Below are 22,271 nucleotides of genomic sequence, written 5' to 3' on the forward strand. Positions count from 1 at the left end.
TTGGCTATCAGTCAGGTTTGTGATTATCACCTATCCAGTTCATACAAGATTTAAAATTTTCAAAGATATGTTCTTCGGGAATTAGATCGGGGATAATATCGATACGCTCCATCATATACTTGGGTTGATCCAAAATATTGACCAAAAGCACGGTGATTCCTTTTCGCAAAAGGTCTTGCAATACATCCTCCATGGCGTAGAGACCAGATTGGTCCATATATTGCATTCTTCCCATTCGTATGACCACGGTGGAAGCATTATGGGGAATTTGCGCTGCCAATTGTTGGAACTCATTGGTTGAGCCAAAAAACAAAGGGCCCTTTATATGTTTTATGAAGACTTCTTCCTTGATTTTTTGCGGAAGGTTCTTTTCATCGGACCATGCTTCTTCGCGTAGAGGTTTTACATCTGATCTTTGTGCTGTGAGATCTCCAATTTTTTTCATGAACATCAGCGAAGCTATCACCAAACCGATACCTACTGCATAAACAAGGTTCCAAATAGAGGACAAGACCAAGACCACCAACATAATGATGACTTCTGAACTGAGCTTTAATGGCCCCAATTTTATGTCCTTTGGAAGGTGGGGGATTGCTTTTAGTCCCCGGTAATCCATTACCCCAATTCCTACTGTTACCAAAATTCCAGCTAATACCGCAGCGGGAATTTGTGAGGCGATGGGTCCGAGAGCCAATAGAATAATGAGGAGAAGAACACCGGCAACCATCCCTGAAAGTCTGGTTTTACCCCCAGAGTTAATGTTGACAACCGTTCTAATGGTGGCTCCAGCCCCTGGTATACCTCCAAAAATGGCGGCAATACTATTTCCAATGCCTTGCCCCACCAGTTCTTTATTAGGTTTGTGTTTGGTCTGGGTCATATTGTCTGCAACCACTGAAGTAAGCAAGGAATCTATCGCCCCTAACAAGGCCAAGGTAAGTGCGGTAAAAATATAAGGAGTAATGGAGTTCAGTTGAAAACCTGTAAAAATTTCTAGATTGGGGATGGGCAATCCGCTAGGAATTTGCTCAATGGGACGATACTCCAATCCAAATCCAAAGGCAGCCCCCGAAACAACAATAAGGGCCACCAAAGTACTTGGAATCGCTGTGGTAATACGCTTAAAACCATAGATGATTAAAATGGTAGCCAAAGCAAGTCCCAATTCCAGCCAATTAATGTTTTGTAGGGCTCGGGGCAGCACCCTAAAGGTACCAACCACTCCTGAAGCGTCTTTTGCGGCCAAGGTACTGGCTTCCTTTTGCATATCTGCGGGGGTTATATCTTTTGCCCGTCTAATGGTTTCTTCAAAATTTTCCAAAACCAAAATACCTTCACCAGCTTCTTCTTTTAGGATGTTTTCCAAAATTTCTTCCTCTGCTTCGGGCATAAATTGGCTTACATAGCCACTATCTTCCTTCGGATAATATCCTACTGCAGGCAAAATTTGTGTAACCAATATAATAACCCCAATGGCTGTCATAAATCCAGATACAACCGGATACGGAATATATTTAATGTATTTCCCCAAGCCGATGAGTCCAAGGCCTATCTGCATAATTCCGGCTAAAAGAAAAATAGTTAGGATAGCTGGAAGGGCTTGGTTGATATCCCCATCATTTATGGCCACAATTCCAGCAATAACCACCATACTTACGGCGGTCATAGGAGCAGTAGGACCAGAAATTTGGGTGTTGGTTCCTCCAAACAGAGCTGCAAAAAAACTAATGAATATGGCACCATACAATCCGGCACTGGGACCAAGTCCAGAACTTACCCCAAAAGCAAGTGCCAGTGGTAGGGCCACGATACCTGCCGTAATGCCTCCAAATAAATCTCCTTTTAGATGTTTGAACATTGGTATGGTTACGATTGTGTAGTTTGAAGATACTAATTTTACCCTACAAAAAAGGCCGATGATCTTAAGATCATCGGCCTTTTCAAAAATTGTTAAAAAGGAGCTTACAAAAATGTCACTTTACCATCTGAGATGTCGTACATGGCACCTACAATGGCAATTTCCCCATTGTCTTCCATCTCTTTTAAGACTTCACTTCTATTCCTGATATCCTCTATGGCCATTTCAACGTTTTTAACGGCAACGGCATCCACAAAATCCAAGTTTTTGGAGTTTCTTATAGCTTCATCTTTGGGTTCTGGAACGGCTGCAACCGCAGGTTCAATTTTGTTGATGAGAGCGGTAAGGTTGCCCAAGCGTGCATGATCACAAGCGCCCTTTACGGCACCACAGCTTGTATGCCCTAGAACAACAACGGCTCTGGTTCCCGCCAATTTACAAGCGAATTCCATGCTACCCAAAATATCTTCGTTCACAAAGTTTCCAGCTATTCTAATGCTGAAGATATCTCCTAATCCTTGGTCAAAAACAAGTTCGGCCGATACTCTGGAGTCGATACAGCTTAGAATGGTTGCAAATGGAAATTGCCCATCTTTGGTATCATTCACTTGTTCCAAAAGATTCCTGTTGGCCTTCAAGTTCTGTTGAAAACGCTCATTGCCCTCCTTTAAAAATTGGAGTGCTTTTTTGGGCGTCATGGTGGCCTGTGTTTCTTTAGTATGTGCTTTCATATCACTATTTTATGCCGTTTTTTTCGGTCTCAGATTAAAAAATTCAATATAGCTTGGGGGGTTTTCAACCTCTCCTCTTTCAGATATAAGTTTTATATCGATGTTCCTACTTTTCGCCTTACCCGAAAAATCTTCCAATATCTCTATAATATCATTATCTAAATACCGTGTTTTTCGGACATCCAATTCAAGATAGGAATTTTCTGGGATGCGATCCAACTCTTTTAAAATCGCTCCTTTGTTGATGAAGGTAACTTCCTCAGCAAGGGTCATTTTTATTTTATGTGCTCCATTGCTCTTGTCTTCAATGTGAAGAAAGTGAGAGTTTTGGTAGCTTTTTATTAGTATCACCACAATACCAACACCCAATCCAAGTCCAATACCTACCAAAAGATCAGTGAACACGATACCCACAACGGTCACAATGAAAGGAACAAATTGTTTCCAACCAGCATTGTACATGACCTTGAACAGGCTTGGTTTGGCCAATTTGTACCCTACAATGAACAGGATTGCTGCCAAAACCGATAATGGAATTTTGTTAAGAAGTGTTGGAATCAGAATAACCGAAGCCAGTAAGAAAAAACCATGGATAATGGCAGAGGCTTTGGTTTTACCTCCAGACTGTATGTTGGCTGAACTTCGTACAATAACCTGGGTCACAGGTAGGCCGCCAACCAAACCAGATAAAGTGTTTCCCACACCTTGAGCCAATAGCTCCCTATTGGTAGGGGTTACTCGTTTTTCCGGGTCTAATTTATCAGTAGCTTCAACACACAATAAGGTTTCCAAACTGGCAACCAATGCAACGGTAAAGGCAGTAATCCAAATTTCGGGATTGGAAATGGCAGAGAAATTTGGAAAACTAAATAAGCCTGCAAATGATTCAAGACTATCTGGTACTGGAACACTTACCAAATGTTCTTTTGAAATTGCCCAAGAAGGATTGTCCTGGGTTACGGTAAAGTAAATGATTCCTAACACAACTGCTACCAAAGGGCCTTGGATAAGCTGAAATATTTTTGATTTTTTACTTAAGACTTTATCCCACAAAATAAGGATGGCCAGTGCAACAATAGCAATTAGAGTGGCTCCAGGACTAATAAAATTGATGGTATTTATAATTTCACTGAACGTGTTTTCACCGTCCACTTGAAAGAAGGCCCAATCGCCCTCTGGGTCGGCATCATAGCCAAAAAAGTGTGGAATTTGTTTTAGGATGATGATGATTCCAATACCGGTTAACATTCCTTTGATGACCGATGAAGGAAAATAATAGGCAATTACCCCGGCCTTGAGTAAACCAAATACAATTTGGATGATTCCACCCAAAACCACGGCCACCAAGAAGTTTTGATAACCGCCCAAGGTGCCTATTGCCGTCAATACAATAGCGGCAAGTCCTGCAGCTGGACCGCTCACCCCAATTTGGGAACCACTGAGCGAGCCTACCACAATACCTCCAATAATTCCGGCAATAAGTCCGGAAAAAAGAGGTGCGCCACTGGCCAAGGCTATTCCCAAACAAAGGGGAAGTGCCACGAAAAAGACCACAATACTGGCTGGCAAGTCATTTTTAATATACTTGAACATAATAATAAGTTAAAAATTAGTTGTGCCTTCGGCTTTTGGAATTTGCGAAGACATTTAAAAAATTGATTTGAATGTAAGTGAGTATTAAATCAATCTTCTGGGGGGAGGGTCAAGTATCTCAACAGTATACTCCAAAACAGGGAAGATGTACCCCATTGAGGTTAGGTTTGTTTCTTGTTGAAGGGATGCATCTACGGGGAAAAAATTCCGGAGTAAAAAATATTTGCTTTCAAAATTTTTGGTGGGAGCTGTTTCATTGCTGTTGTTTTCTTCCTCAGAAGAGCCTATAATCAATGCGGTACAGTACTCCCTGCCCAATAGGGGCACAAAGGGAGAGGCCATCAAAATTGTGACCAACATCACCGAAATAAAAGGAATAGCCAATAGCCGAAGCATAGCACCGTTTTGCGCAAAAATAAGTCGTGGGACGTAAAAAATTGTTAAATAACTTTTAAAAGTCCTTCAACAACTTAATATCACCGGTCAATAACCACCCTGTTTGACCATCTGCAATCCGTATTTTGCTCCAATCATCCAGATGGTCCATAACGTTCACTTTGGTACCTTCATGCAGTGTAAAAACATTTTCACTGTTGTTATTGGGCTCGGAGGAAACCTGAACTTCCTTGCTAAATACTATCGCAGGATTGTTCTTTTTAAATCCTTGGTATTGAAGATAGGCCATTAATACACAAACAACGGCCAGACCAAGTGAAAAGACACTGGTTATAAAGGCCATCCGTTTTTGATTGGCATATCTGAGAAAGAAATATGCCAAATAGGCCAGCACGAACAAAAAAATGAGCGCCACCGCCAAATAGGCCCATTGATCAAAGGAAAAAAGGTTTACAATGGTGTTATAGATTTGGGAGATTTCGGTTTTTGGCATCTCTTCAATGGCATCCAACCGCATGTTTTGGGCATACCCCAAATTATTGATGATTTCACTGTCTGTAGGATCCAACAACAAAGCTTTTTCGTAATAGTAAATGCTGGGACCTATGGCATTTTGTTTGTAATAACAGTTCCCGAGATTAAAGTAAAGCTGTGCGGAGTGTTCCCCATTTTCCAGGATTTCCTTGTAATTTTCTATGGCTTTGGTATATTCACCTTTATTGTAATGCTCGGTAGCTTGGTCAAATAGGCTGTTGTTTTGAGAAAACCCAAAGGAAAATGAAAACAGACCCAATACAACAATCAACTTTTTTAGATTCATAATTGCTTATCCAAATTAGAGATTACCTCGCTGGCCTTGTCATAATCCTGTTGCATTTGCACCTCTGAAAATGGGCTGTAACGTGCCATTTCACAACTTTTTAGCAATGCAATAAAGCCTTCCACATCTGCATCATCCACTTTTTTATCCAGTAAAATGGATGTGATTTTCTCCTTACTGAATTCTGATGTCTCAATCTTTAGTTTGGCCTTCAAATAATTATGAAGCCCTTTCTCCAATGCTACATAAAAAGCCTCTTTGTTGCCCAGTTCCTTTTTGGCGGTGGACAGGTACTTTTTGGCCAATTTATTGGCTTGCTTTATTTTGTTTCCTTCCACATCGCGGGCAATGGCCTCTCTTTTCTTAAAAGAAAAAATGGCGATGGGAATCAACAACAAAGGAGCAAACATGAGCATGTAAAACGTGTTTGATCCAAAAAAGTAGTTGACGCCAATGGGGTTTAGGTTGGGACTCAGCTTTATAAAGTGAAACTGTTTTCCAGTAGGTACCACCTGTTGTTGATTTGTAGTCGTTCCTGCAATAGGATTGGATGAGGTACTAGTTGGCCCTTCCAACACTTCAATATTGATTTCTTCTGAGTTTAGGGTAACGTATCTTCCGGTATCGGGATTGAAATAGCTAAAAGAAATGCTGGGGATAGGGTATTTTCCTCGAAATGAGGGCACAATCGTGTAGTTGTTGCTAACTTTTCCCTCCATTCCAGAAGTAAAGGTTTGGATGTTTTCCTCGTATTCTGGCTCATACACTTCAAGGGAACTGGGAAGTTCTGGCTCTGGAAGTTGGAACAGTTTTAGGTTCCCTTTTCCAGAAACCTCCACTACAGCTTGTAGCGATTCTGAAGCGTTCAATTGGGTTTTGCTTGCTGTAACGGAGAATTCAAAATCGCCCACGGCGCCACCAAAATTCGCTGGTTTACCACTTTCAGGTAATTGCTTAACGTTAATGGTTCTTCTTCCCGCTGAGACTGTTTTACTGGTCTGGGTATAAATCCGTCCACCAAAAAAGTCACGACGATTGGTGGGCACGTCCACAAAAATTTCCAAGGAAAGGGGTTCAATTTCCAATTGCCCTGCCTTTTGAGGATAAAGCACCACTCTTTTCAACACCACGTACCGGTAGGGCTTACCCTGATATGTGCCGTTTTGGGCCGTATGCTTGGTCACGGGAATCTCTTGACTCCAAAAATTGTTGTACTTGGGATTGTCCAACGGTCTGTAGTTGGTGACACTTATGTTGGGGCTTACATAGAGTTTGTAGATAACAGTAACGGCCTCATTCAAATAGGGGCCACCTTTAGAAACTTCGGCTACCAAATGAAGACTTTCATCCGCAACATCGTCCACGGTTTTTTGATCACTGGGTTTATCCACGGCAGCCGTTACTTCCACAGTTTTGGAGAGGGTTTTATAGGTTTCACCCCCAATTTCTATGGTAGCTTGACTTATGGAAAAATTACCTCTGGCCGTGGGCACCAAAATATAAGAATAGGTCTTGGAGAACGTACGCTTTCCATTGATCCAAGAGGAGCTGATGGATTGTGAAGGACCCATAACTACCTTGAAACCTTCAAAAGGAGGAGGATTAAAATTGTCCCCGTCCTTGTTCATGGTAAACTCAACCCGAAGCCGTTCGTTGATTCCAAGTTTTTCCTTGCTGAGGTTCATCTCAAAGGAAACCTCATCCTCTTGGGCATGGGAAGGGTGGGCCACAAAAAATAGTGCAGCTATCAACCATAGTATTTTGCCCTTCAACCTGTACACTACCAGTCTTTTTCGTTTCTTATTTTTTTGCCTTTCACTTTTCTGGCCTCCATTTTTTCCTGCACTTTCTTTTCTTCATTTTGCATGGCCTCTAGCAGATTCTGTATCTGCTGTTGGGAAAGTTGATTGGGTCGTGGTTTTTGTTCTTGTTCCTGTTCTTCAGGCTGGTCACCCTCATTGGGTTTCTTCTCCTGTTCTTTTTTCTCATCACCATCACCTTTCTGATTTTCTTCAGGTTTATCTTCCCCATTTTCCCCTTCATCACCCCTGTCCTTGTTCTCGTCTTCGTTTTGCTTTCCTTCGTCCTGCTTGTCGTTGTCTCCTTCGTTGTTTTGATCCTGGTTCTGATCTTTATCTTGATCTTGCTGGTCCTGATTGTCTTGGTTATCCTGATTCTGATCGTTCTTTTGATCATTCTGTTCCTTTTCCAGCATTTTCTTGGCCAGCGCTAGATTATAACGGGTTTCATCATCATTGGGATTACTTCGCAAGGCCTGTTTATAGGCTTCAACTGCCTGTTGATATTCCTTACGCTTCATATAAACATTCCCCATATTGTGGAAGGCCTTATGCTTTGCGGGCTTTTCTTCTGTTGATTCCCCTGCTTGTTTGTATCGCCCAAAGGCCTCACCATAACTTTCGCGGTTATAATAGGCATTCCCCAGATTAAAGGGGGCGGCCACATTTTCCTTGCTTTTGGATATGGCCCTTCTATAATTGCCTTCGGCTACGGGAAAATCATTGGAGGTAAGTTCCTCATTGGCATCATGGGTAAGGTTTGTGGAGGTTCTTAGTGCTTTTTCGGCCTCTTTGTCCACAATTTCGTCCTGTGCATGGGCAATTGCAGCACAACAGAACAGACCAAGTAACAATCGTATCTTATTCATCATCATGCTCATTAAAAAGATTTAGCTTTTTCAACCATTGCGTTTTTCGGTCCAAAAGGAAGATATCCAAAAATAGAAATAAAAAGCCTGCGGCAAGAAACCATTGAAATTGGTCTTTGTACTCGGCGAACTGTTTGGCCTCAAATTCTGTTTTGTCCATTTGGTTCAATAACTCTTTGATGTATTCCACAGCCTGTTCGGTATTGGAACCATCAATGTATTCCCCGTTGCCCCGATCTGCCACTTCAGACAGAATAACTTCGTTCAGTTTGGTGATGACCACCTCTCCTTCATTGTCTTTCTTTAAACTTTCCACTACCCCATTTCTTTTGATAGGAATAGGGGCTCCCTTGGCTTTTCCAACCCCAATGGTGAAAACGCGGATGCCATTTTGTGTGGCATTTTCCACAGCTCTTACGGTATTGTCTTCGGAATGGTCTTCTCCATCGGAAACAATGAACAATACTCGATTGGTTTGTTCCGTGTCATCATAATAGGTACTGGCTAAATCGATGGCAGCATCAATGGCGGTACCTTGAGAGGACAACATCTCGGTATTCATGCTTTGGAGGAACATTTTAGCCGCACCATAATCTGTAGTGATGGGCAATTGGGGATAAGCTTGGCCTGCATAGGCAATGATTCCAATTCGGTCACTGGCCAATTGGTTGATGATTTCCGAAACCAATCGTTTGGCTTTTTCCAGTCTGTTGGGCGCAATATCTTCCGCCAACATACTTTTTGAAACATCCACAGCAAAAACAATATCCACTCCTTCTCGTTTAACCGTTTCCAATTTGGTTCCGATTTTTGGGTTGACCAATCCCAAAATGAGAAAGGACAGTCCAGCTAGGAGGAAAATCAGCTTTAGAGCCGATTTAAAACTCGACCTGTTCGGAGCCAATCGCTTCAATAAGTTGGTATCCGCAAACTGGCGCTGGGTCCTTTTTTTCCAGAGTTGAAGAAAAAAGAAGGCCAGGACCATTACCGGAATAATGCCCAAGAGGTAGAAATATGTTTTTTCGTCAAACTGAATCATTTCCTAAATAAAACTTTTAAATACGGAATTGCGCAATCCCCATTCGAATAACAACAAGACCCCTGCCAAAAAAATGAGTGGCCTAAACTTTTCTTCGTATTTGTAATATTTGAATTCTTCTATTTCTGTTTTTTCCAAACTGTTGATTTCCTCATAGATTTCCTTGAGCTTTTCATTGTCCGTAGCTCTAAAATATTTTCCTCCGGTCGCTTGCGCGATTTCTTTGAGGAGGTCTTCCTCAATTTCCACTTGACGCATGCCATAACGGTATGAGCCATCAGAATTATATGAAATTGGAGTCAAAGCGTTTCCATTGGTTCCCAAACCAATGGTATAGGTTTTGATGCCGAATTCCACTGCAAGGTCCGCTGCAGTCAGCGGCTCAATAAACCCAGAATTGTTAACGCCATCGGTCAACAGAATAATGACTTTACTGATAGCTTTGCTCTCCTTTAATCGATTTACAGCAGTGGCCAACCCCATGCCAATCGCTGTTCCATCCTCCAGTTCGCCATAAGTAATTTGTTGCAACGCACTTAACACAATGGCTTTATCGCTGGTAATAGGGGTTTTGGTATAGCTTTCACCAGCATAGCCCACCAAACCAATACGATCGTTGGGGCGTTCTTCGATAAAATTTGCCGCAACTTCCTTTAGGGCGGAAAGCCTGTTGGGTTTTAGGTCACGGGCCAGCATACTGGAAGATACGTCAATGGCCATCACAATATCAATCCCCTTGGTGGTTTTGGTCCGCGTTGAAATATCTTCGGTCTGTGGACGAGCCATTGCCGTGATGATAGCAGCCAACGCCAACAAACGAAGGATAAAAAGCGAAGGTTTTATCTGTGCGGCCCAGTTGCTCACCGAAAAACCTTTGATGCTGGAAATCCGTAAGGAGGCCATTTCATTCTTCCGTTTGAAAAAATACCATAGCAAAGCCAGTGGAAGCAATAAAAGCAACCAGAAAAACTGTGGATTTGCAAATTCTATATTCTCAAACATCTATGCCTGTGTTTTTACGTCCAAACTGTTTAATATTCGGTCTACGATTTGTTCTGCATAGTCATCGCCATCCTCCCAGGTGATGACCACCTGTTGCATAAACCCTTTCCCACCAAAGGAAAGGATATTATACTTGGCCCTTTTGGAGTCACTACTTCCGGGGACATCCAAAGTTCCGGTACCATAGGTTTTTAACCCTTTGACCCCGGATTGGGTCACAAACTCCTCCTGCTTGGTGATAATATTTCTAAGTCCAAATTTTTCAAAGTTCCCAAGAGTCGACCCAACGGCCGCATTAAAATCTGGGTCTGTTTCTTCTTTATAGGTCACCGAACTTGTAGATACCGAAAAGATGCCCACATAACTTCCGTAGGAAAAACTTTGGAGCTCCTGGATCAACTCCTCGGTTTCGGGAGGCAGTTTCACATCCTGACGGATAAGCACATCCGGTGTTTCCAATTCAACAGGGGGAAACCCATAGGAACTGGCCACCCATTCACCCTCTAACAGTTCTTTGGTGGGATAGCCAAAAACGGTATCCCGCACCTGCTTGAATCCAAAATAAGCCACGGAGATACCTCCACCAATAACAACCAATCCCGCAAAAATGGCTGCGGCCCAATAGATGCGTTTGCGTTGTTTCTTTTTGGCCAATTCTTCCAAATATTCTTCGTTCAGCAACAATTCTTCTTCGGTAGGTTCCGGAAGGGCATCATGGGTTTTTACCACAATTTCCTCCACCAATTTCCGATCCTGTTCTGCTACCGATGTCGCAGGTTTTGATTTTGCGAATTTTACCAAATCCGCGGTTTCCAATATTTTTTGAAATTGATCAAGGGTATCATCCTCTAGTTTAAGTTCCCCTGCATCGCGAAGCATTTCCAATTTGGTGATTAATTGTCCAGTGGTGCTTTCCATGGCGGAAACATGAACTTCATCCTCCAAATACATCCGGACAATATCCGTTAGTTCCGAATAGTAGCGTTTGTACTCATCCTGAATGAGGTATCGGGAATTCTCCAATTTTTTGAGTTCCAACAAGGCACGGTCATACGGCGGAAGAAGGGCTTCTTTTTCTTCTTCGGTGAGTGGTTTTTTTCTTAGGAAGAACCAATATACCAATCCTCCAACGATGAGTAACCCCAAAAGAATCCAAAGCAAGGTTTTCCAAAGTTGGGCATAACTTTTTTCTACCTGCATCAAAGGTTTGATGTCGTACATCTTCTGTTTGGTGGTATCCACAGCAACATCGGCCACTTTTATGTTGAAGGAATCTGTGAAAAAGGGCTGCTCGTTTATCGCGATACGCTGTGGTGGAATGGTATACGCCCCACTATCAAATTGGGTGAGGGCGTATATGCGCTGAAGTGTAACCTTATCGTTATTTTTTATAGTATCTCCAATGATGGCCTCCACGGTTTCCAACGGAGAGAAGGTCTGTCCTTCTGGGAAATGGACCACATCAGTGGAATCGGCCTCGACAGTAATTTTATATTGGATTTGCTCCCCAATTTTTATGGAAAGGGTATCCAACTCAACTGAAATGTTGGGGTTTTCCTGTGAAAACCCAGAAAGCGGTACAAGAAAAAGGCACAGCAGCGTCATCAACACAAATGGTGTTGGGACATTTTGAATTTTCAATTTTGAATTTTCAACTTGCATTATCCTCTTCGTTTAAAATAGCCCAATAATTTCCGCACATAGCTTTCATCCACCCTGCAATTGATGACCCCGCAACCCGATTTGGTAAAGGAATCCATAAAATAATTCACTTTGTCTTTATGGAATTGCCCATAGGCATTTCGAACCTTTTTGGATTGTGTGTTGACGAGTTGTAGTGTTCCGGTTTCGGCATCCTGCATTTGCACCATCCCCAAATTGGGAATGGATTCTTCGCGCTCGTCAAAAACCCGGATACCGGTGACATCGTGTTTGTTGCCTACAATCCGAAGCGTATTGTTGTATTCATCTGCAATAAAATCAGACAGCACAAAAACAATGGCCCTTTTCTTCATCACGTTGGTGAGGAACTTTAAAGCTTCGGCTATATTAGTTTCACTGCTTTTTGGAGTGAATTCCAAAAGCTCCCGGATGATTCGCAATACGTGACTTTTCCCTTTTTTGGGAGGGATAAAAAGTTCCACTTCATCGGAAAACAATATCACACCCACCTTATCATTGTTCTGCAAGGCGGAGAAGGCCAACGTCGCAGAGATTTCAGTAATGATTTCCTTCTTGAACTGATTGGCAGTCCCAAAGAGTTCTGAACCACTCACGTCCACCATCAACATCATGGTGAGTTCGCGTTCCTCTTCAAAAACTTTTACAAAAGGTTCGTTGTATCGCGCGGTAACGTTCCAATCGATGGCTCTAACATCATCCCCAAATTGGTATTGCCGAACCTCACTGAAGGTCATACCCCTTCCCTTAAAGGTAGAATGGTACTCCCCACCAAATATATGGTCGGAAAGACGCCGGGTCTTAATCTCAATTTTTCGTACCTTCTTTAGTAGTTCTTTTGTATCCATTGGGTTCAAGGAATAAGCTTTCTGGTTGGTTAAAGTAGTTTTTACTTTTACCGAGAAACAATGAACCGTTACGGTACCTCTACCTCGTTTACAATCTTGTTTATGATTTCTTCTGAAGTGATGTTTTCCGCCTCGGCCTCATAGGTTATTCCAATACGGTGACGTAATACATCATGGACTACCGCCCTAACATCTTCAGGGACTACATACCCTCTTCGTTTGATGAAGGCATAGCATTTTGATGCATTGGCCAGATTGATACTTCCCCTTGGGGAGGCACCAAAACTGATCAAGGGTTTTAGGTTTTCCAGATTGTATTTTTCTGGATATCGGGTGGCAAACACCAGATCCAGAATGTATTTTTCTATTTTTTCATCCATATAGACGTCCCGAACGGCTTCTTGAGCACTCAAAATCTGTTTTAAGGTCACCACTGGCTTTACGGGCTCATGGGCACCTTTCAGGTTTTGTCTTATGATGAGTTGCTCCTCGTTCAACTTTGGATAATCAATAACGGTCTTTAGCATAAAACGGTCTACCTGCGCTTCAGGAAGTGGGTAAGTACCTTCTTGTTCCACGGGGTTCTGGGTGGCCATCACCAAAAATGGCGCATCCAACTTAAAAGTTTCATCTCCAATGGTCACTTGCTTTTCTTGCATCGCTTCCAGCAAAGCGGATTGCACCTTAGCAGGAGCCCTGTTGATCTCATCCGCCAAAACAAAATTGGCAAAAATGGGTCCTTTTTTAATGGAAAAGTCATTTTCCTTGATGTTGTAAATCAATGTTCCGATAACATCTGCAGGCAAAAGATCAGGCGTAAACTGTATTCGGCTAAAACTTCCCTTTACCGCTTTGGCAAGCGTATTGATGGCCAATGTCTTCGCGAGCCCCGGAACACCTTCCAAAAGAATGTGGCCTTGGCCAAGCAGACCAATAAGCAATCGTTCAACCATGTGGGTCTGCCCTACAATGGCCTTGTTCATCTCAACCTTGAGCAGGTCGATAAAAGCACTTTCCTGGGCAATTTTCTCATTCACAGCACTAATATCAATAGTAGTGTTTTCTTCCATATGAAGCTTTGTTGTTTGGTGTTATAGTTGGTGTTTTAGCTAAGGGGTGCAAAATGAAAATTTATTTAAAATTCACCTGTTAATTAATGGTTAAAAAATATGGGAAAGCCCTAGTTTTATGAAGGATTTAAGGGTTTATTTTTATACTTTCATCCTATATGCAACAGACAGATACGTATTCCAGAATTATATCTGGAGCCATGACATGGGGAAGTTGGGGCAAAAAACTTTCCAAAAATGAAATGATAGATTTAATGCACCACTGCATTGATGCTGGATTGACCACCTTTGACCATGCTGATATTTATGGCAGCTATTCCACCGAAGCGGATTTTGGAAATGCTTTTGCTGAAAGTGGAATCAAAAGGGAAGATATCCAGTTGATTTCCAAATGTGGAATCCAAATGACCAGAGGGCGGGACAATCGGCTGAATCATTATCAGTACGACAAGGAGTATATCATTTGGTCGGCCGAGCAATCCTTAAAAAAACTACACACGGATTATTTGGATTTACTGCTCATGCACAGACCAAGCCCATTGATGGAACCTTATGAAATGGCGGAGGCTGCCAATGCGTTGTTGGAAAGTGGAAAGATTAAAACCTTTGGTGTGTCCAACTTTACGCCTTCCCAAATCGCTATGTTGGAAAAAGCCATTCCAGTTTCAGGGAATCAAGTGGAATTTTCATTGACACATGATGACCCTATCTACGATGGCACTTTAGACGATTGTATCGCCAACAAACGAATGGCCATGGCATGGAGTCCATTGGGAAGTATGTTCCGGGAAAAAACCGAACAGACAAAGCGAATAAAAAAGACGATGGTTCCTTTGATGGAAAAATATGATGCTGATGAAAGTCAATTGCTTTTGGCTTGGATTCTAAAACATCCGGCCAAGGTATTTCCAGTCATTGGTACCACAAATAAAGAACGGATAAGCTTGGCTGCAAAGGCCATGGAATTGGATTTGGAACTTCAGGATTGGTTTGCCCTATTAGTGGCAAGTCAAGGCCATGATGTTCCTTAAGATGAATACTATGAAGGAGAAAACTGCACTGATCACAGGAGCCACCAGCGGAATTGGGAAGGCCACCGCAGAACTATTTGCAAAGCAAGGGTTTACTTTGGTGTTGTGTGGACGCCGTCAAGAACGGTTGGATGAATTGAAAGAAGCCTTGGGAAAAACGGTGAAAGTCCATACCCTAAGTTTTGACGTCCGGGACCGAGAGGCGGTTTTTGAAGCCATCCAGAGTTTGCCTGTAGAATTTATGCCCATCGATATCTTGGTGAACAATGCCGGAAATGCTCATGGATTAGACCCCATCTACGATGGGAGCATGGATGATTGGGACGCCATGATGGATATTAACGTGAAGGGATTGCTCTACGTGACCAAGGCCATTTTGCCCCAAATGGTAGAGCGAAAGGCTGGACACATCATCAATATTGGATCCACGGCTGGAAAAGAGGTTTATCCCAATGGAAATGTGTATTGCGCCAGCAAACATGCTGTAGATGCCATTAACCAAGGTTTGCGAATTGACCTTAATACCCATGGAATTAGGGTTGGCGCAGTGAATCCAGGATTGGTGGAAACCGAATTCAGTGATGTTCGGTTCAAAGGAGATAGCGAACGGGCATCAAAAGTGTATCAAGGTTTTCAACCTTTAAAACCTGAAGATATTGCCGACATTATTCTTTTTGTGGTCACTAGGCCGTACCATGTCAATATTGCAGATTTGGTAGTGATGCCCACCGCCCAAGCCAGCAGTACCATTGTGAAGAAGGACTTATGATATGATTAACAAACGCCTACTGGTAAAAAATCTTTTAGCGCATAATGACGAGAACAGTTTTTACGACAAGAAGCGCTTTATATCCATAGGTGAAAAGGAAGGAAAGGCAAAATTTTTAAAGCATGTCTGTGCTTTGGCCAATAGTAATCCCAAGAACAACAGTTTTATTGTAATTGGGGTGGAGGATGCCGATAACGAAATCGTCGGAGTTGACTTTTTTGATGATAGTAAGATTCAGAATTTGGTGAATGCCTATCTAGACAATCCACCCATAATTTCCTACGAAAATATTCCCTTTCCCCATTTGCCTGAAGGAAAGGTGGTGGGGCTCGTTACCATTCGGTCGAATGGCAAGGTCTGTGCCCTCCGGAAAAATATTTGGAAGTATTATGGAGGGGCTGTTTTCTTCAGGGAAGGGAGCATAAGCCTGCCCAAAGCGTTTGACATCCAGTTGAAAGACATCAATTCTGAAGTGGTGGCCACTATAGAGCAACATGCAAGAAATAATATTGAGCTGACCTTAGATGCCGTGATTAAATTTATGAATACGCGACATCCCGACCTTACCAGCGACTATAAGGTTTTTAAAGAACAGTTTGTGGTCTGTTGGGCGGGGAACAAGAAAAAAGTGAAGAACAAGATTTATTATTCTAGGGTGGATATTGAACTCATCAACGAACAGGTGAAACTTTTCTACTCCGCTTTGGATGAAATCACTATAAATTATGATGATGATTCGTTCCAGACTTTGGAGTATGTGCAATTGGGTTTGGGATCACAACAAAAATATTACCCATTGGAAGAATTGATGATTACCTTTTCTGAAAATGGAAAGTATACCATCAACAGCAAATTGGTATTTGAGCCGCCCCAGTACGATAAAAAGACCTTGTACCATGTGTACAATACCAATAATGCGCTCCTGCAAAAGCTTGAAAAGAAGATTGCTTTGACCCCAGCAGAGGAAATTGACCTTACGCATTTACCAGCCACATTTCTTATCTGCTATTTGAATGGTTTTGAGGAGGCAAAGGAGCAGATGGACCGTTCTAGACCTATCCTTAAGGCCCATGATACCAGTGTATATCAGTCCTTGAAAGAATCGCAGCGTATTCTTAGAAAGGTGCGATATAATTAAGATCTTTTGAACCAAAGCATTTGGTAGGGAAGGATTTCCAACAGGCCACTGTTAACCACTATTTTTTGATCGGAAACCAAATCTGTGGGGTCTCCTTGGGCAAAATACCCCAGTTTTTTAATCCAACTGGTCTCAATGACCTGTGCATTTTCATCAAAATTGCAAATTACCAGTACCCCTTCTTTCTTGGCATTACTTCGTTCAAAAACAAGGATATGATCATTTCCTGTATGGTACAATTGCAAATCATTATGATCGGCAAAAACAGGATTTTCTTTTCTGATTTGAATTAGCTTTTGCAGGGTATGAAAGATTTTGGATTGAGGCCGTTTTTTGTCATCCAATTTGGCAATCAGACCCCAATCTTGCACAGGCCGGTTTAACCAACGGTTATCATCCTTTTTGGATTTGTCCTTCAAGAAAGAGTAGTCGTTCAAAGTGCCAATTTCATCACCGGCATAGATCAATGGAATTCCACCAAACGCAAAAGTAATTCCATGTAGCATAATAATTTTTGAAATGGACTGCTCAATCAAACCTGAATCATCTTGGGTCAACCCCTTTTCCAAGCCAAGTAGTGATGCGGCACTTCCAGTGATACGACCATCTCCCGTTTTTGGGTTGTACATAAACACTTGTCCCGTAGCTGGTGAATAATCCAAACGTTGACAGTAATAATCCAACAGAAATTTCCGGTGCATTTCCGGATTCAACCCTAATTCATAAATCAAGTTGTTTTCATACCCCAAACCAATATCGTCGTGGCAACGGATGTAATTGATCCAGGTACAATCTTTGGGTTTGGCGGGTACATGAGCCAAGCTTTTGTAGAGCAACTCTGTTTTTTTTGTAGCAATGGAGTTCCATAAAAGCGCCATTAAAGAGGCATTATATGCAATTTCACATTCGTTGCCTGCTTTTTGACCCTCCCCAAAATACTTGACGATATCCGTGGGAGCTACAATAGCCTCGGCCAAAAGTACTACGCCTGGGGCCACCACTTGTAGACACATTCTAAAAAGTGCAATAAGGTTGTGGGCCTCTGGAAGATTTTGGGAAATGGTTCCCATTTTTTTCCAAAGGAAAGCCAGGGCATCAAAACGGACCACATCGACCCCCATGTTTGTTAGTTGAACCAAATTGGACAGCATTTTCATAAATACTTCCGGATTGGTGTAATTGAGGTCCCATTGATAGCTGTTGAAGACCGTCATCACCCATTTATCCATTTCTGGGATGTAGGTGAAATTGCCCGGAGAGGTTTCAGGGAACACTTCAGGGAGTGTTTTTTCATATTCCTTTGGAATGGTATCATCCTCAAAAGTGTAGTAGTATCCCTGATATTTTTTATCGCCTTTCACGGCTTTTTTGGCCCATGAAAACTCATTGGAGGTGTGGTTCACCACAAAATCCAACATGAGAAATATTCCCTGTTTTCGGAACTCCGCGGTAAGCTTCAACAAGTCTTCTTTGGTACCGTACTTTTTGTCGACCTCATGGTAACTGTTCACGGCGTAGCCTCCATCACTTTCACCTTTGGGTCGCGTGGTGATGGGCATGATGTGTACAAAGTTGATGCCCAATTCCTTTAAATAAGGGATTTTTTGCTGAAGTCCTTTGAGGTCTTTGTTGAAATGCTCCACATACAATTGCATCCCCATAATTTTTTCGGACTGATACCAATTTCCTGATGTTAACCGATCAATGTCTTGTTTTTTTAATACATCTGGTCTTGACCCAAATAGCTTGGGTAGTTGGCCTATTAATTTTTTAAAAGCTTCTTTGTATTGCTCCTCTGGATATAATGAGAAAAACAGTTGTTGTATGAGACTTAGGTTGGTGGCCAAGCGTAAATCAAAAAGTGCTTTGGGATCTTTCGTTTTGAGCTGGGTAGATGCCAGTCGATGTAATTCTGCTTGATTCATTTTAATCTTTCAACTGGTCTTTGGTGGGCAAGGATGGAATAGCGCCATAGTTGGTGGTTGTTATAGCACCAGCTTTATTGGCCATGGCCACCATATTTTCCAGTAAATCGTGGTCCTTAAATACGGGTGCAAAATTGCCCAAATCGGAGATTTGATACAGCAAACACCCAATAAAAGCATCCCCTGCACCGGTGGTGTCCACAGGGTTCACTGGCATACTTGGAATCATTTTTTTTGAGCCATTCACGCTTAACAAAGTACCTTCTTCGCCCAAAGTAACCGTAATGATTTTGGCACCCATCCTATGAAAAAAGTCGCAGGCGGCATTACTATCGTTCTTTTCGGAGAGTAACTGGGCTTCTTCCAAACTGAACTTGCATAAATGGGATTTTTCAATAAAAGGCATACATTTTTTAATGAATTGCTCCTCATTTTCCTTCCAAAGGTCACTTCTAAAATTGGGATCAAAACTGATGAACATATCTTTGGTAAGCCCGTCAAAAAGATATTTTCCATAGGCTTTTTCCAAAGAACCGCCCAAAAGTGCGGTGGCAGCGCCCAAATGCAAAATATTGTCTTTTAGGCTTTTACGAAGGGTTGGGTCATACTCTAATTCCTTGTCTGCCCCCCGGCTGAAAACAAAATCGCGCTCCCCGTCCTCCGCAAGTGAAACAAAGGCCAAGGTTGTAAACGTTTTAGATAATTGTGCTAGGGAAATATCAACGCCTTCTGCTTTCAATACATCCAACAAAAAGCGGCCAAAAGGGTCATCGCCCACACATCCTATGAAAATACTTTTGCCTCCAAGTTTGGATATGGCACAGGCAACATTAGCTGGGGCACCCCCTGCTTTTTTGGTAAACTCTGTAGCCTTGGATAGATCACTTCCTTGCTTTTCCGCAACAAAATCTATCAATAATTCACCAACGCAGAATACCTTTTTCATGTTTCCTTTTGCAATATCCTAATGTACATAGAAAATTCTTCGTTGACCAAAAAAGATGAAGCCTTTTGGAGGAATCATATTGTTGGAGTTTGCAAAACTTTAGGCTTAATTTCTTATCAACAGGTCGTTTTGTCCGTATTTTTGTAAAAAATTTTTCTATGCGAACATTGGTTGTGGGGGATATCCATTCTGGATTAAGGGCATTGGAACAACTTATATCCAGAGCAAAAGTTACCCCCGAAGACCACCTTATTTTTTTGGGGGACTATGTGGATGCTTGGAGTACAGCTGTGGAAACTGTAGACTTTTTAATTGATTTGAAAGAAGATTTTAATTGCACTTTTATTCGAGGCAACCATGATGAGCTCTGTAGGGATTGGTTGTTGACCAAAAAAGAGAATCCGCAATGGTTGGCACATGGAGGAACGGCGACACGGGATTCCTATTTAAGGGACAGCAGGAAGGATTGGGGTTCGCATCTTGATTTTTATGCAAACTTGAATAACCATTATCTCGCAGAGGACAACCGATTGTACCTGCATGCGGGGTACACCAATTTAAAAGGGATAGATTTTGAATATTTTGAGCAGTCGTTCTATTGGGATAGGACATTGTGGGAGTTGGCTACTGCGATTGATTCCAATTTAGAGCCAGAAGACCCCAAATTTCCTAAAAGATTGACCCACTACAAAGAAGTCTTCATTGGCCACACCCCTTTATCCAAGGATAAGGTGGTTGCTCCTCAAAAGGGAGCCAACGTTTGGAACGTGGATACAGGTGCGGCTTTCATGGGAGGACTTACCATGATGAATGTGGAGACCAAAGAGTTTTGGCAAAGTGATCCCGTCCACACCTTTTATCCCGGGGAGCGGGGCAGAAATTAATTATCCAACGCCAGACTTCAAAAACCTTGATTACAAACTAAAAAACACTATATGTCTATAAAAAATATCCGGTTGGAAGTAATGCAGGCCATAGAACCAAAAGTAGAAGGGTTCATGGATTCGTTTTTGATTCCAGCAGAAAAAATATGGCAACCCACCGACTTTTTGCCCGATTCCCAAAGTGATGACTTCTATGACCAAATAGAGCAGATTCGGGGAGAGGCCAAGGAACTGGGCTATGATTTCTGGGTCACCCTTGTGGCAGATACCATTACTGAAGAAGCCCTTCCAACGTATGAATCCTGGTTGATGGATGTGGAAGGAATTGATCAACACAGCGGCCGTGAAAATGGTTGGAGCAAATGGGTGCGGGCCTGGACCGCGGAAGAAAACCGTCATGGTGATGTGTTGAACAAATATTTGTATTTGTCCGGAAGAGTTAATATGCGCGAGGTTGAAATTACTACCCAACATTTAATTTCAGATGGGTTTGACATAGGTACGGACAGAGATCCCTATAAAAATTTTGTATATACCACTTTTCAGGAATTGGCTACCAACATCTCCCATAAACGAGTAGGTATGATGGCAAAGAAAAAAAGCAATGGACTGTTGGGTAAAATGTGCAATATTATTGCGGGAGATGAAATGCGGCATCATTTGGCGTACCGGGAATTTGTGAAGACCATATTGGAGCATGACCCTAACGGAATGGTCATAGCCTTTGCCGAAATGATGAAGAAGAAAATTGTAATGCCTGCCCATTTTTTAAGAGAATCTGGAGGAAGTATGGGAGCCGCATTTGAGCAATTTTCCAATTGTGCTCAACGCTTGGGCGTGTATACGGCACAAGATTATATTGATATCCTCAAAAAATTGAACGAATACTGGGCCATAGGCCATTTAAGGGGACTTTCAGACCAAGCGGAAAAGGCCAGGGATTACCTTATGAAACTTCCAGACAGGCTCCAACGAATTGCGGAGCGGATGCAATTTTCACAAGATCAATACAAATTTAAATGGGTTGAGGCCAACGGGATGTTGTAGTTAGAATTTACCAGCTCTGTGCCTCTCTTGCCATTCATGCAATTGCTGCCAATGCCCTTCATAGGCCATTTTGGCTTGCATGGGCCATGAGGCTGGGTCATGTATCCTGTAGCGTTTGCCCCCGGAGTTGAGCACTTCTTGACATGTATTGGCCGAAGTTTCGGAAAGAGCCTTCCAAGTTTTAATATTAAAATTGTGGAAGAGTCCCTGAATCTTGGGGCCAATACCTTCCACTATTTTCAGGTCATCTTTTGTGACCTTTTTTCCCAATGCCGCCTTGGCTGCCTTTGCATCAAAAGAGAAAACAGGGGAAGCGGTGGAGCTAGTGGATTTGGGCTTGGGCTTTTCAACAGGAGCTGTTTGCTTTTTACAGGCCTCTAAATCTGCTCTGAGTTTTGTATTCTCAATTTCAAGATTTTTGATGAGGGCTGAATTATCAACCACGGAAGATTTACTCCCTCTACCGAGAAGATACCCTACAATGCCGATGGTTATACCAACAAGGGCCAAAATAATCCAAAAAAAGATGTCTATTGTATCAGCATTCATGGGCTGTTATTTAGTTATATCCAAATAAAGCCAAAACATCAAAATAGGACTTGGAAGACTTGGGAAATCTAATATCAAAATATTAAAAAAATCTTAAAATTCCGAATTTAACTATAACAATCTAAGATAGTTGGGAGGGTTTTTTAATAAATCGAAAAAACATCAACAAAAAATCAACCAAAAAATACCAACTATACACTTTTTACGACCACTGATAAGATAGCTCCTGAAAACTCGCGGAAATAGTGTGAAATTTGCAGGAAATATTAGGTAAGAA

Annotated in this window: 20 protein-coding genes; 5 read left to right on the forward strand and 15 right to left on the reverse strand. The window is 42.1% G+C overall.

Going from position 1 to position 22,271, the window contains the following annotated elements:
- Window positions 1-7: 7 nt before the first annotated feature.
- From J0X14_RS02450 to J0X14_RS02505, 12 genes are all read right to left on the reverse strand, one after another.
- Window positions 8-1,858: a SulP family inorganic anion transporter gene (locus J0X14_RS02450; RefSeq protein ID WP_207096164.1), complete on the reverse strand. Its 1,851-nt coding sequence runs from the start codon at window positions 1,856-1,858 to the stop codon at window positions 8-10.
- A gap of 104 nt (window positions 1,859-1,962) precedes the next feature.
- A complete protein-coding gene (locus J0X14_RS02455) occupies window positions 1,963-2,589 on the reverse strand; it encodes a carbonic anhydrase family protein (protein WP_207096165.1) in 627 nt (208 codons plus the stop codon).
- 9 nt (window positions 2,590-2,598) lie between these two features.
- Complete coding sequence (locus J0X14_RS02460) at window positions 2,599-4,182, reverse strand: SulP family inorganic anion transporter (protein ID WP_207096166.1); 1,584 nt, start codon at window positions 4,180-4,182, stop codon at window positions 2,599-2,601.
- A gap of 84 nt (window positions 4,183-4,266) precedes the next feature.
- Complete coding sequence (locus tag J0X14_RS02465) at window positions 4,267-4,578, reverse strand: hypothetical protein (protein ID WP_207096167.1); 312 nt, start codon at window positions 4,576-4,578, stop codon at window positions 4,267-4,269.
- Window positions 4,579-4,633: 55 nt separating this feature from the next.
- Window positions 4,634-5,398 (reverse strand): tetratricopeptide repeat protein, encoded by a 765-nt coding sequence (locus J0X14_RS02470; RefSeq protein WP_207096168.1) that lies wholly within the window; start codon window positions 5,396-5,398, stop codon window positions 4,634-4,636.
- Entirely contained in the window at window positions 5,395-7,149 is a 1,755-nt protein-coding gene (locus J0X14_RS02475) for a BatD family protein (RefSeq protein WP_242527893.1), read from the reverse strand. Before J0X14_RS02475 ends, J0X14_RS02470 begins: the two co-directional genes overlap by 4 nt.
- Window positions 7,150-7,178: 29 nt before the next feature.
- Window positions 7,179-8,078 carry a tetratricopeptide repeat protein gene (locus J0X14_RS02480; protein WP_242527894.1) on the reverse strand — a complete coding sequence of 300 codons (900 nt, stop codon included), beginning with the start codon at window positions 8,076-8,078 and terminating at the stop codon, window positions 7,179-7,181.
- The gene (locus J0X14_RS02485) at window positions 8,059-9,105 is read right to left on the reverse strand and encodes a VWA domain-containing protein (protein ID WP_207096170.1); all 1,047 of its coding nucleotides are present in this window, start codon (window positions 9,103-9,105) and stop codon (window positions 8,059-8,061) included. The genes J0X14_RS02480 and J0X14_RS02485 overlap by 20 nt, the downstream gene beginning before the upstream one ends.
- 3 nt (window positions 9,106-9,108) lie before the next feature.
- Window positions 9,109-10,107: a vWA domain-containing protein gene (locus J0X14_RS02490; RefSeq protein ID WP_207096171.1), complete on the reverse strand. Its 999-nt coding sequence runs from the start codon at window positions 10,105-10,107 to the stop codon at window positions 9,109-9,111.
- Window positions 10,108-11,712 carry a BatD family protein gene (locus tag J0X14_RS02495; RefSeq protein ID WP_410548699.1) on the reverse strand — a complete coding sequence of 535 codons (1,605 nt, stop codon included), beginning with the start codon at window positions 11,710-11,712 and terminating at the stop codon, window positions 10,108-10,110.
- Between the two features lie 56 nt (window positions 11,713-11,768).
- Window positions 11,769-12,635 (reverse strand): DUF58 domain-containing protein, encoded by an 867-nt coding sequence (locus tag J0X14_RS02500; protein WP_207096173.1) that lies wholly within the window; start codon window positions 12,633-12,635, stop codon window positions 11,769-11,771.
- Window positions 12,636-12,703: 68 nt separating this feature from the next.
- Entirely contained in the window at window positions 12,704-13,705 is a 1,002-nt protein-coding gene (locus J0X14_RS02505; protein WP_207096174.1) for an AAA family ATPase, read from the reverse strand.
- Between the two features lie 158 nt (window positions 13,706-13,863).
- On the opposite strand from J0X14_RS02505, the gene J0X14_RS02510 reads away from it, so the two are divergent.
- Genes J0X14_RS02510 through J0X14_RS02520 form a run of 3 tightly spaced genes read left to right on the forward strand, consistent with a single transcriptional unit; the run spans window position 13,864 to window position 16,643 of the window.
- The gene (locus J0X14_RS02510; protein ID WP_207096175.1) at window positions 13,864-14,736 is read left to right on the forward strand and encodes an aldo/keto reductase family oxidoreductase; all 873 of its coding nucleotides are present in this window, start codon (window positions 13,864-13,866) and stop codon (window positions 14,734-14,736) included.
- 10 nt (window positions 14,737-14,746) lie between these two features.
- Window positions 14,747-15,505, forward strand: a complete 759-nt coding sequence (locus J0X14_RS02515; protein WP_242527895.1) for an SDR family NAD(P)-dependent oxidoreductase — start codon at window positions 14,747-14,749, stop codon at window positions 15,503-15,505.
- Between the two features lies 1 nt (window position 15,506).
- Window positions 15,507-16,643, forward strand: coding sequence for an ATP-binding protein (locus tag J0X14_RS02520; RefSeq protein ID WP_207096176.1), 1,137 nt, complete (start codon window positions 15,507-15,509; stop codon window positions 16,641-16,643).
- Here J0X14_RS02520 and J0X14_RS02525 read toward each other — a convergent pair.
- On the reverse strand, window positions 16,640-18,568 hold the full coding sequence (locus J0X14_RS02525) for an amylosucrase (RefSeq protein WP_207096177.1): 1,929 nt from the start codon (window positions 18,566-18,568) through the stop codon (window positions 16,640-16,642). The two genes, J0X14_RS02520 and J0X14_RS02525, sit on opposite strands and share 4 nt — an antisense overlap.
- A gap of 1 nt (window position 18,569) precedes the next feature.
- A complete protein-coding gene (locus J0X14_RS02530; protein WP_207096178.1) occupies window positions 18,570-19,514 on the reverse strand; it encodes a carbohydrate kinase family protein in 945 nt (314 codons plus the stop codon).
- A gap of 158 nt (window positions 19,515-19,672) precedes the next feature.
- On the opposite strand from J0X14_RS02530, the gene J0X14_RS02535 reads away from it, so the two are divergent.
- The gene (locus J0X14_RS02535) at window positions 19,673-20,398 is read left to right on the forward strand and encodes a metallophosphoesterase family protein (RefSeq protein ID WP_207096179.1); all 726 of its coding nucleotides are present in this window, start codon (window positions 19,673-19,675) and stop codon (window positions 20,396-20,398) included.
- Window positions 20,399-20,449: 51 nt separating this feature from the next.
- Complete coding sequence (locus J0X14_RS02540; protein ID WP_207096180.1) at window positions 20,450-21,445, forward strand: acyl-ACP desaturase; 996 nt, start codon at window positions 20,450-20,452, stop codon at window positions 21,443-21,445.
- On the opposite strand, the gene J0X14_RS02545 is transcribed toward J0X14_RS02540, so the two are convergent.
- The gene (locus tag J0X14_RS02545; RefSeq protein ID WP_207096181.1) at window positions 21,446-21,994 is read right to left on the reverse strand and encodes a hypothetical protein; all 549 of its coding nucleotides are present in this window, start codon (window positions 21,992-21,994) and stop codon (window positions 21,446-21,448) included.
- Window positions 21,995-22,271: the final 277 nt, after the last annotated feature.

Source organism: Allomuricauda sp. CAU 1633 (assembly GCF_017313225.1).
Classification (GTDB): Bacteria; Bacteroidota; Bacteroidia; order Flavobacteriales; family Flavobacteriaceae; genus Flagellimonas.

Bases quoted from the DNA above. Each gene is read 5' to 3' on its own strand.
- J0X14_RS02450 (WP_207096164.1), bottom strand. From the start codon at position 1,858: ATGTTCAAACATCTAAAAGGAGATTTATTTGGAGGCATTACGGCAGGT.
- J0X14_RS02455 (WP_207096165.1), bottom strand. From the start codon at position 2,589: ATGAAAGCACATACTAAAGAAACACAGGCCACCATGACGCCCAAAAAA.
- J0X14_RS02460 (WP_207096166.1), bottom strand. From the start codon at position 4,182: ATGTTCAAGTATATTAAAAATGACTTGCCAGCCAGTATTGTGGTCTTT.
- J0X14_RS02465 (WP_207096167.1), bottom strand. From the start codon at position 4,578: ATGCTTCGGCTATTGGCTATTCCTTTTATTTCGGTGATGTTGGTCACA.
- J0X14_RS02470 (WP_207096168.1), bottom strand. From the start codon at position 5,398: ATGAATCTAAAAAAGTTGATTGTTGTATTGGGTCTGTTTTCATTTTCC.
- J0X14_RS02480 (WP_242527894.1), bottom strand. From the start codon at position 8,078: ATGAGCATGATGATGAATAAGATACGATTGTTACTTGGTCTGTTCTGT.
- J0X14_RS02485 (WP_207096170.1), bottom strand. From the start codon at position 9,105: ATGATTCAGTTTGACGAAAAAACATATTTCTACCTCTTGGGCATTATT.
- J0X14_RS02490 (WP_207096171.1), bottom strand. From the start codon at position 10,107: ATGTTTGAGAATATAGAATTTGCAAATCCACAGTTTTTCTGGTTGCTT.
- J0X14_RS02495 (WP_410548699.1), bottom strand. From the start codon at position 11,712: ATGACGCTGCTGTGCCTTTTTCTTGTACCGCTTTCTGGGTTTTCACAG.
- J0X14_RS02500 (WP_207096173.1), bottom strand. From the start codon at position 12,635: ATGGATACAAAAGAACTACTAAAGAAGGTACGAAAAATTGAGATTAAG.
- J0X14_RS02505 (WP_207096174.1), bottom strand. From the start codon at position 13,705: ATGGAAGAAAACACTACTATTGATATTAGTGCTGTGAATGAGAAAATT.
- J0X14_RS02510 (WP_207096175.1), top strand. From the start codon at position 13,864: ATGCAACAGACAGATACGTATTCCAGAATTATATCTGGAGCCATGACA.
- J0X14_RS02515 (WP_242527895.1), top strand. From the start codon at position 14,747: ATGAAGGAGAAAACTGCACTGATCACAGGAGCCACCAGCGGAATTGGG.
- J0X14_RS02520 (WP_207096176.1), top strand. From the start codon at position 15,507: ATGATTAACAAACGCCTACTGGTAAAAAATCTTTTAGCGCATAATGAC.
- J0X14_RS02525 (WP_207096177.1), bottom strand. From the start codon at position 18,568: ATGAATCAAGCAGAATTACATCGACTGGCATCTACCCAGCTCAAAACG.
- J0X14_RS02530 (WP_207096178.1), bottom strand. From the start codon at position 19,514: ATGAAAAAGGTATTCTGCGTTGGTGAATTATTGATAGATTTTGTTGCG.
- J0X14_RS02535 (WP_207096179.1), top strand. From the start codon at position 19,673: ATGCGAACATTGGTTGTGGGGGATATCCATTCTGGATTAAGGGCATTG.
- J0X14_RS02540 (WP_207096180.1), top strand. From the start codon at position 20,450: ATGTCTATAAAAAATATCCGGTTGGAAGTAATGCAGGCCATAGAACCA.
- J0X14_RS02545 (WP_207096181.1), bottom strand. From the start codon at position 21,994: ATGAATGCTGATACAATAGACATCTTTTTTTGGATTATTTTGGCCCTT.